Genomic DNA, 9,537 nt, shown 5'->3' on the forward strand with positions numbered 1-9,537 from the left:
TTACGCAGTTTTGCTCCAACTACAACAAAAATGGTTGATACAGTAATCTCAGTTGCACTCAACTTAATGAATCCTCAAGATTTAAAAAATTGGTTTACTAATTGCTGTTACTGTACCTCATAACACCGGGAACTGCTGTAATACCTCATCGCCCTAACTGATTGTTGCCTTCTGGAAACAGCGCCTTGGTCAGCTCTACTGACTTGTGGCGACAGTCGTCCGTTTGCCTTTCTTTTTGACATTTTGGAACAATGTTCGTGGCTGGACAGTCAAACACTCATATCTGTGTGAATAATTCTCAACAAAATTAATCTTTTCGCAACAAAAGTAGAAAGATTGTTATCAAGTTCATAGTTAATAATGAATTTTAAAAACCCTTTCACGGTCATAGTTTGGCAATTATTAAGAAATATAGGTATAAGGCATAGACTTTGAGCAAAAAGTTAGAAAGTGTTGGGAAGGGCTTTGAGTCTTAGCTTTCACCAGATAAATTCAGATTATTCATCTGAAAAACGGTAGATACATGGCTTTACGCCCGAAATTGCTCATATGCCAAGATGATTCTTGTACTTTTATCTGTAGGGCACAACAATACAGGTAGGATTAAATTTTCAATTCCCACCTCAATATTTGCAAAACAATGATTGGCGCTTATTAATTCAACAGGAGAAATCCTAAATTAACTTACAGTTTAGTAATACAAGAGTTCTAATTTTGAGCCATTAGAGAATTTTATGTTAAATTATGCCAGTCTAGCTCAACGTTCGACACCATTTCATCACAAATATAATACTTAAACTACGTCTTAGGGATGATGTAAAACTGATATTTAAATCTAGAATCATAGTTTTAGCTTTGATCCCCAATTATTTTTAGTCCAAAATCGGTGTGTATCTACTTTAGTAATCATTTAAAAATATAACAAGAATCTAAAAACATCCTAAAATTTATTTTTTCATCGGGATCGCTAGAACATAGAGTAAATAACGACTTCTGGCTATACTCCGTATTTATATCTAGAAGCAAAATATAAGGATGCAAATCAGCCATAAACGGCACTAAAGATGAACTAAAATGAAACCCAATAAATTCTTGACATCTGCCTGTCGATATTGTCGTCATTTCAAGCCAGAGGGTCGTCGTGGGGGAATGTGCCAGCAGCTGGGAGCGCCAGTTCAAGCAAGTTGGAAAGCTTGCTCTTTGGCGCTTCCGCCTTTTGCACCTTCTTGGGAAACTTTGGAAGGTGCTTGGAGTTTACCAGATGCAACAAGAGTGTTAGCTTCTTCTCACTCTATGGCTTCTAATGTAGATAATGTGGTTCTTGTCCCTGTGGAGGAAATGGCTAACTGTTCCTCACCAGAGGCTGAGGCTAAGACAGTACGAATTTAGTCAACGTTTATTACTGGACTCAGTTTGTAGTCTGCTTACTATTAAGATTTATCTTTAAGATTTCTAGTGCTGTAAAATTTCACTTCTTGCTTAAAAAATCGCACCTTGTTAAAAGGTGCGATTTTTGCAAATTTTTAAGGTAGCCAGGGGAAGGTGCGAAAATTCGGTGGACGCTTTTCGAGAAAGGCTTGTTTTCCCTCAGCTCCTTCTTCCGTCATGTAATACAGTAGGGTGGCATTTCCGGCAAGTTCTTGTAAACCAGCTTGTCCATCACAGTCAGCGTTGAATGCTGCTTTGAGACACCGAATTGCGGTCGGACTTTTTTCTAAAATTTCTTGCGCCCATTGAATTCCTTCCGCTTCTAATTGTTCCATGGGAACAACGCAATTAACTAAACCCATTTCTTGGGCTTGTTGTGCATTATATTGGCGGCAAAGAAACCAAATTTCTCGCGCCTTTTTTTGTCCCACAATGCGGGCGAGGTAGCTTGCCCCAAAACCACCATCAAAACTACCAACTTTCGGGCCAGTCTGTCCGAAAATGGCGTTATCGGCGGCTATGGTGAGGTCACAAATTAAGTGTAAGACGTGTCCACCACCGATCGCATAACCAGCTACCAAAGCAATTACTACTTTTGGCATAGAACGAATCAGACGTTGTAAATCCAGCACGTTCAAGCGGGGGATGCCAGCATCGTCAACATAACCCCCGTGTCCTCTAACGCTTTGATCGCCACCAGCACAGAAAGCGTATTTGCCATCAGTGTGCGGGCCAGCACCCGTAAATAGGACTACGCCAATGCTAGTATCTTCACGAGCATCACAGAAAGCATCGTACAGTTCAAAGACAGTTTTGGGACGGAAAGCATTGCGTTTATGGGGGCGGTTGATGGTGATTTTAGCGATGCCATCAGTTTTGTGATACAGGATATCTTCGTAGGTTTTGGCGGTTTCCCAGTTAATTTCCATGGTAATGAAGTGCGCTGTTGTGCTTGAGAATTTTATCGCGGAGTTAGGGACAAGCGATCGCTAAGATTGATGAGTTGGGAGATTGACGACAACAACCTTTGGGATTGGGGTTGATGTTGCTAACTAGGATTCCTGAAACAGAAGCGGTGGAATCGGCTCGGTTTTTGTTAGAACAAGCACGGCAGCATGAGGCAGTCACTCTATCGGTACAAGCGATAATGGATTTAGTGACGAAGAAGGGCTAGAAATTGGTCGAGAAGAAGGGAAGCGATCGCTCGTTTTACGACAGTTAAACCGACGAGTAGGTGCAATTCCCGATGCGATGCTGTCCCAGTTTCAGGCTTTGTCACTAGAACAGTTAGAAGCATTAGGTGAGGCGTTGTTGGATTTTAATGCGATCGCGGATTTGAAAGAGTGGTTACAAAATCGAACAACAGAGTAAATCTACACAGAGGAGAAACAGAGCGATCGCCTATTCTATCTCTATCTCAGAAGCTTGATCGTCTAATTCTCCTAGTGCAGAAATAATCACAGGAGGTCTATCAGGAAACTCTGCTACAAGCTTTAATTCTCCTCCCATAGCCTTGACGTAACTACGCAATGTAGAAAGCAGCAGATCAGCACGTTATGGATTCAAGACCATATTGCAAAAAAATGATTTTAGCCTTGATATAGAAACATTACCTCTGGGAATCCTAATTAATAGGACTAATTTTCTCAGAGGTATGTATAAATGGAATGTCCCGAACTACGACTTATTTCAAGTCCACCAAGAAGTTTCAAAGCTTTAGTTTTTATAGACGGATATTTAAGTGAGGATAAGGTACGTGACAATACTTTGCTTTCAGTATTGAATTATGCTGGATGGCAACACTCTGTATATCAATTATATTGGGATGCTTCTAATAAATTGAGTTGTACTTCTCAATTAGTTATTTTGAACTGGCATAAATGTAAAAGCCGTGCTGCATCTGTTGGTAAAGATTATTTACCAAGCTTAATTAAATCTCAAATTCCTGAACAAAATATTTCTATTGTTGCTCATTCACTAGGAGCGCGTGTTGCTTATTATTGTATTATTGTATGGATAATTGCTCAGTAAACCAGTATCTTCTGGAAAATGTCATTCTTCTTGGTGGTGCTATACGTAGAGATAGTAGCAAAGATTGGGGATATGTAGCCTCAAAAATAAAAGGAACTTTAATAAATGTATATAACGATGATGATTTGATCTTAAAAACAGCTTTTAAATTAGCTGAACTAGGTAATAATGCTTGTGGACGTAAACCAATTAAAGAATATCATTCAAGAATAATAAATGAAGATGCCACATTTTATCTTGGTAAGACTCATAGTCTTACAAAATATCTCAACTATTTACCTGAGTTAGTTAACAAGGGTTTATGGGAAATATAAAAATAATTTTATATATAGGACTCATATTTGATTTCTGAAAAACAAAATTGGCTAGAAGCTTGCCATACAAAGGTTTATTTCTCAGTATACTTAGCAAGATTCAAGTACGATTCCTATAGAATAAAAATGTTTAGGTTGCTAAAAAAGGCATTTAATTAAATTAAGCCGTTTAATTAATAGGGCGGCTTAACTAAGATCAACTTTATTTAGGGACAGTTAAATTGTAATATCTGCGGCAAAGTTTCTTAAATTCTCCTGTCGCCACTTCGCATCTGCTTTGCGATTTGTCTGCAACTCTAAAACCCGAATCCCTGTAGTTGGGAGTGGATTTAATCTTTGCTGCAATTTTTCCCAAGAAATAATTAATTCATGCTGTACATTGTAAGTCGCGCATAACTGGCCAAAATCTATATCTTGCGGAGTGCCAAAAAATTCTTCAAATGGTGGGTCGAATTTTGCAATGGGTAACATCTCAAAAATCCCACCACCGTTGTTGTTAATTAACAAAATTGTGAGATGTCCGACAAACTTATTTCTGATTAAAAAGCCATTGGTGTCATGCAACAGAGCTAAATCTCCTGTCAACATCACGCTACTTTGATGGCGATGGGCAATTCCTAAAGCTGTGGATAATGTACCGTCAATTCCATTTGCACCACGGTTAAAGTGCGATCGCACACCTAAATTATTCGGTTGCCAAAAAAATTCCACATCCCGCACAGGCATACTATTGGCAATAAACAGCGGTGTTCCTGGTGGTAGAGTCTGGGAAAGTAACCAAGCAGCTTTGCCTTCAAACAACTCCTCCATTGTGCCCATAGTTTGGTCAATAGCTTTCCTCACTTGCGTTTCTGCAACACACCACTTATCGAGATAATCGAGATTATTTTTCCCCTTGTCTCCCTTCTCCCCTTTGTCCCCCACTTCCTCACAAACCAACTGTTCCACCGCAACTCGCAAATGAGTTGTCCTCCCATGCAAAGGGTCGAGGTTTTGGTCGCTGGGGTCAATTACCCAGCGTCGAGGTTGGGTTGTATCTATCCAGGTACGCAGTTCTTTACTTGTGGGCATTTCACCCACCTGAATCACCATTTCGGGTGCTAGCTGCTTTGCAAGTTGCTGATTTCGCAAAATCAGGTCATAGGTAGAAATTAAATAAGGGTTGAGGTTGGCATAATTTCTCACTGGTGAGAGTCCCTCTGCTAACACGGGCCATTTGAGAGTTTGGGAAAGTTGTGCGATCGCCTTACAACATTCCTGTGGTTGCTGCGGTTGGGCAACACCAGCGATGATGATACCGCGATCGCATTTTTGCCATTCTTGAGGAGTGGGGAGTGGAGACGCGATTAATCGCGTCTGTACAAGAGTGGGGATTAGAAAATTGCTGTTTATTCCTGCGAAAAAGTCTTCTGGGTGGAACTGTGACTGGAAATAGCTCAAGTCAATGCCATCAGGAATCGGTGCAAGGGGATCGCGAAAGGGAATATTGAGATGTACTGGCCCTTTCGTGGGAGTTTGCGATCGCTCCCAGCTATGAATTATCGTTTGTCGCAGATACGCCAGCATTCCCATGTCTGGAGAAGGTAAAGCTAACTCTGCTTGCCAATTTGGATAGTTACCATATAATTTCCACTGGTCTATGGTTTGCCCAGAGTGGCAATCTCGCAATTCTTGCGGTCTATCGGTGGTTAATATCAAAAGTGGTACGCGACTTTCTTTGGCTTCAATCAGCGCTGGATAAAAGTTCGCCCCAGCGGTTCCAGAAGTGCAAACTATGGCTACCGGACATCCTGTAGCTTTTGCTCTCCCCAAGGCAAAAAAGGCGGCTGAGCGTTCATCGAGAATGGAAATGGCTTCAATATCAGGTACTTGTTGGGCAAAGGCGACTGTTAGGGGCGTGGAACGGGAACCAGGACAAATTACGACACAACTCAATCCCAACCTTTTTAGCGTTTCCGTTAAGATATAAGCCCAAAGTTGATTAACATTCCTAAAGGCGATCGGCATCAAATCAAGCATAGCTATTCAGATAATCTTAAATTTTAGATTTTATATAGAGATCAATTTAAAATCCGAAATGCAAAATTTGCTCTCAAACTCTTATGGACTGCATTCATTTAACGGGAATTCGCTGCTATGGCTACACTGGGTATCTGGCAGAAGAACAGGTACTAGGACAATGGTTTGAGGTAGATGTGAAGTTATGGTTGGATATCTCCACAGCTGCCAAGACTGACGCGATCAAAGATACTCTTGATTATCGCAGCGTCATTAGCTTAATACAAAATCTGGTTAAAACATCCAAGTTTGCTTTACTGGAAAGGTTAGTAGGCACGATCGCAGATGCTATCCTCCAAGAATGCGATCGTGTGACACAAGTCCAACTCACTGTTAGCAAACCCGCTGCACCCATCCCAGACTTTGGCGGCAAAATCAGCATTGAAGTGACTAGAACTAAGCCCGGTTTCTGAAGCACACACTTGCTTTTCTGCCCGCAGAATATTTCTATGCAATAGGGCGAGAGGATGGGTAGATGATACAAAGTAGTTCACGATCGTTGTGCTTATAAACTACTTTAGGCTCAGATTCCCGATTTTTTTAAGAAGTCGGGAATCTGGTTGTTAATGAATGATTTAGGATTACTATATTGGCCTAATTTTATCTCTTATTTAGAATTCTACCGAACTATTTTTTTACTTAAAATTACATTATTAGGTTGTAATATTGGGTAGATAATACAAATACTTGTATTTTTTGATTCAGTGTTTACCGTTGCAAAATATGTGCTTTAAACAAACGCATTTTTACGGTCATTTATATTTTAAGTTTCTATTTAACATTCATGAATAAGTATTAAATACACTAGTTGAATAAACTAATTTGACGAGCTTTGCTAAACACACAGGCTGGCATCTATGAAAAATGCAATAATTGATAATTAAAGAGCATTTTATTCAAGCAAGTACACCGATATTTTCTAGATTGATTATCATAGAATTATTGACTTTCAGGTTAAGTGAACACTGAAAACAATACACTAACCTTAGCAAACAGGTTATTTTAACATGCTTGCCCGTAAAATCCTAGTTATTGAGTATGAAAAACTCCTAGCGTTAAATATTAGAAATACTTTACAGAAGTTAGGATACAATGTTCCGGAAATTACGGATTCTGGCGAGGATGCAATAAAAAAAATAGCGGAAATTCATCCTAATTTAGTATTAATTGATGTCAGTTTAGCAGGAGAGATTAATGGGATACAAGTAGCAGATACTATTCAGAATGACTTCCAGATACCCGTGTTACAAATAACTGAGTATTCGCAATATATAAAATTACATCAAAAACAACTAGGTAAAGCCTTTAGTTATATTCTGAAACCGTTCGCAGAAGCAGATTTGCATATTGCCATCGAAATGGCTATTTACAAGCATCAAATAAATAATAGATTACGTGAAGAAATACAGAGAATGTCCGCAATTATTGACAGTATAAACTGTGCGGTAGTTGTTACATATACTAATGGTCACATCCAAATTATGAATCCAATGGCGGAGGTGCTTACTGGTTGGAAGCAAGATGAAGCCTTTGGCAGAGATTTATCAGAAGTTGTATGTTTAGTCGATCGAGATATGGACGAAGCAATTGAGAATCTAGCCATACAGGCAATAGCAGCAGACAAAGTTTTGAATCTACCTGAAAACTGTATGCTGATTGCTAAAGATGGAAATGAAATACCAATTGGAGATAATGTTGCACCTATCCGAGATAGTAATGGTGATATTACTGGGGCAGTTTTAGTGTTCCAAGATATTACTCAGCGCAAGCAAATGGAAGCGCAACTGCTACGGAATGCTTTTTATGATGGGTTAACAGCACTTCCCAATCGTGTTTTATTTCTAGACAGACTTAAGCAAGCCATAGAGCGAAGAAAACGCCGTAGTGATTATAATTTTGCGGTTTTGTTTTTGGATTTAGATGGTTTTCAGGGAATTAACGATCGCTTGGGGCACGGAATGGGGGACGATCTTTTAGTAGCGATCGCTCGCAGGTTGGAGTCATGTGTACGCAGTGGCGATACAGTAGGCAGATTTGGTGGTGATAAGTTTGCCGTGCTGTTGGAGGAAATCAAAGATGTTACTGACACTACTAATGTTGCCAAACGTATTCAAGACACTTTAGGGTTGCCACTTAACCTCAACGGACATCAGATATGTACTACAGCCAGCATTGGTATTGCTTTAAATTGCGGTGGTTATAATGAGCCTGAAAGTCTGCTGCGGGATGCTGATATTGCCATGTATCGTGCTAAACAGCAAGGAAAAGCTCGTTATGGCGTATTTGATGAAGCCACTAATGCTAATTCGTAATTCGTGAGGCAGTAGGTCTTGGAGTCTCACGCCACTTCCCACCTTGCGAGAAGGCGTTCGGCACAAACAATTTTTGTGCGTAAGTCTGAATTTGTATAATTAAGAGACGTTTTTATTATTGATTGATGTGTAAAAATTTCTGCAAAGCAGCTTGTACTTGTGGCTGTTTAATATAAACTTCTGTCGCTTCAATTAAATTGCTAATATTTTCTTGACTAACATCATCGATATCATCACTCAAGCGTTTGCCAGTTAATTCTCTATCTAGCTTGAATTGCAACCGTAAAACTTGATTATGAATTATCTGGTTCGTAATGTACTCATGAACATTTGATGAGGCATCAAACAAAACCCCAATCAGAGGCTGTGCCCATTGTATCAGACCCCAGCTTTGAGCTTTTGCAAATGGTATTACTCTAGTGCGATCGCCAGTTCCTATGGAAAGAACGGTAATTTCCTCAACTTTATATCCTAGTCTTAAAGCTTCAGCAACAGCACAGCTAGAAGGGTTATTGGCAGCAACACCACCATCAATGGCAGAGTATATATATTTAATTGAGTAAGTAGAACTCTTATCTGGTATCCTGTCCCAAGATGACTCTAAAAAGGCTAGTCGAGTTGCTCCTACATACTTATTAATAATACGAGTTTGACCTTTGCCTGTACCGCTGGTAATTCTAATTTGCGTATCGTTAAATATATTCTCTATTGAGGATGCATCATCACCCAAGGTAATTGTATATGCAGTGCTATTTTGCACTATTCCATTGACTCTTTTTTTGAGTTTATGTGCTGGGAAATAAGTTGGAGCAGATGCTGAACATACGCAAGTTTCCCACAAAGGTACATCGCCATAACCTTTATCTTGCCGCCAGCTTTTAAATATAATTGGTTCCCGGTAAATAGTATCATAAGAAATAATCAATAATAATGGTGCAGTAATATCCAATAGTTTTGTATCACCCAACGTTTCTTTGATGGCTTGAATTAAACCGCTATCTGAAAACTTGGGAGCGGATAAACCATATTTGAGTAATAAAGGAATTCGCTGTGGAGAAAAACGGCTTTTATAAGGAAAGATAATTGAGCCTTTTTGTTTGTATAAATCAATTATTTCTTGGCTATTGCGTCCTGTGGCGATCGCTGCTGCTAAAATTGCCCCTGTCGAAGTTCCTGCAATTAAATTAAAGTACTCATTTAAAGGTTGATTAATCTGCTTTTCAATAGCTTTGAGAATGGTTGCCGCAACCACTCCCCGAACCCCTCCACCATCCAAGCTTAAAATCCGAAAAGGCATATTACTCCGAATTTTTTGGTATACATTTTAAATATGATAAATTTACATTTTTAAGAAATTAAACCTCTTCTACCTTGAGAACTGTAATTTTTTGCCA

8 protein-coding genes and 1 pseudogene are annotated in these 9,537 nt (G+C 39.4%); 6 read left to right on the forward strand and 3 right to left on the reverse strand.

Annotated features, from left to right (window positions below; translation table 11 throughout):
* The first annotated feature begins 1,074 nt into the window (after positions 1–1,074).
* Positions 1,075–1,389, forward strand: a complete 315-nt coding sequence (locus tag RMY31_RS06675) for a hypothetical protein (protein ID WP_322664612.1) — start codon at positions 1,075–1,077, stop codon at positions 1,387–1,389.
* Positions 1,390–1,523: 134 nt separating this feature from the next.
* Here RMY31_RS06675 and menB read toward each other — a convergent pair whose 3' ends face one another.
* The gene (menB, locus tag RMY31_RS06680) at positions 1,524–2,357 is read right to left on the reverse strand and encodes a 1,4-dihydroxy-2-naphthoyl-CoA synthase (RefSeq protein WP_322664610.1); all 834 of its coding nucleotides are present in this window, start codon (positions 2,355–2,357) and stop codon (positions 1,524–1,526) included.
* A 65-nt stretch (positions 2,358–2,422) separates the two neighbouring features.
* Here menB and RMY31_RS06685 point away from each other — a divergent pair.
* The 3 genes and pseudogenes from RMY31_RS06685 to RMY31_RS06695 all read left to right on the forward strand — a co-directional run.
* Positions 2,423–2,799 (forward strand): annotated as a pseudogene (locus RMY31_RS06685) (DUF4351 domain-containing protein); the annotation flags it as partial.
* 291 nt (positions 2,800–3,090) lie between these two features.
* Complete coding sequence (locus RMY31_RS06690) at positions 3,091–3,459, forward strand: DUF726 domain-containing protein (protein WP_322664605.1); 369 nt, start codon at positions 3,091–3,093, stop codon at positions 3,457–3,459.
* On the forward strand, positions 3,441–3,773 hold the full coding sequence (locus RMY31_RS06695) for a DUF726 domain-containing protein (protein ID WP_322664603.1): 333 nt from the start codon (positions 3,441–3,443) through the stop codon (positions 3,771–3,773). Before RMY31_RS06690 ends, RMY31_RS06695 begins: the two co-directional genes overlap by 19 nt.
* Positions 3,774–3,989: 216 nt before the next feature.
* Here the strand turns inward: RMY31_RS06695 and menD are convergent, their stop codons facing one another.
* Positions 3,990–5,792 (reverse strand): 2-succinyl-5-enolpyruvyl-6-hydroxy-3-cyclohexene-1-carboxylic-acid synthase, encoded by a 1,803-nt coding sequence (gene menD, locus RMY31_RS06700; RefSeq protein ID WP_322664600.1) that lies wholly within the window; start codon positions 5,790–5,792, stop codon positions 3,990–3,992.
* An 83-nt stretch (positions 5,793–5,875) separates the two neighbouring features.
* Between menD and folB the strand changes: the two genes are divergently transcribed.
* On the forward strand, positions 5,876–6,244 hold the full coding sequence (gene folB / locus RMY31_RS06705) for a dihydroneopterin aldolase (protein ID WP_322664598.1): 369 nt from the start codon (positions 5,876–5,878) through the stop codon (positions 6,242–6,244).
* A 594-nt stretch (positions 6,245–6,838) separates the two neighbouring features.
* Positions 6,839–8,143, forward strand: coding sequence for a diguanylate cyclase domain-containing protein (locus RMY31_RS06710; RefSeq protein ID WP_322664596.1), 1,305 nt, complete (start codon positions 6,839–6,841; stop codon positions 8,141–8,143).
* 115 nt (positions 8,144–8,258) lie between these two features.
* On the opposite strand, the gene RMY31_RS06715 is transcribed toward RMY31_RS06710, so the two are convergent.
* The gene (locus RMY31_RS06715; protein WP_322664593.1) at positions 8,259–9,440 is read right to left on the reverse strand and encodes a patatin-like phospholipase family protein; all 1,182 of its coding nucleotides are present in this window, start codon (positions 9,438–9,440) and stop codon (positions 8,259–8,261) included.
* Positions 9,441–9,537: the final 97 nt, after the last annotated feature.

The organism is Dendronalium sp. ChiSLP03b (genome assembly GCF_034531165.2).
GTDB lineage: Bacteria > Cyanobacteriota > Cyanobacteriia > Cyanobacteriales > Nostocaceae > Dendronalium > Dendronalium minutum.

Bases quoted from the DNA above. Each gene is read 5' to 3' on its own strand.
- RMY31_RS06675 (WP_322664612.1), top strand. From the start codon at position 1,075: ATGAAACCCAATAAATTCTTGACATCTGCCTGTCGATATTGTCGTCAT.
- menB (WP_322664610.1), bottom strand. From the start codon at position 2,357: ATGGAAATTAACTGGGAAACCGCCAAAACCTACGAAGATATCCTGTAT.
- RMY31_RS06690 (WP_322664605.1), top strand. From the start codon at position 3,091: ATGGAATGTCCCGAACTACGACTTATTTCAAGTCCACCAAGAAGTTTC.
- RMY31_RS06695 (WP_322664603.1), top strand. From the start codon at position 3,441: ATGGATAATTGCTCAGTAAACCAGTATCTTCTGGAAAATGTCATTCTT.
- menD (WP_322664600.1), bottom strand. From the start codon at position 5,792: ATGCTTGATTTGATGCCGATCGCCTTTAGGAATGTTAATCAACTTTGG.
- folB (WP_322664598.1), top strand. From the start codon at position 5,876: ATGGACTGCATTCATTTAACGGGAATTCGCTGCTATGGCTACACTGGG.
- RMY31_RS06710 (WP_322664596.1), top strand. From the start codon at position 6,839: ATGCTTGCCCGTAAAATCCTAGTTATTGAGTATGAAAAACTCCTAGCG.
- RMY31_RS06715 (WP_322664593.1), bottom strand. From the start codon at position 9,440: ATGCCTTTTCGGATTTTAAGCTTGGATGGTGGAGGGGTTCGGGGAGTG.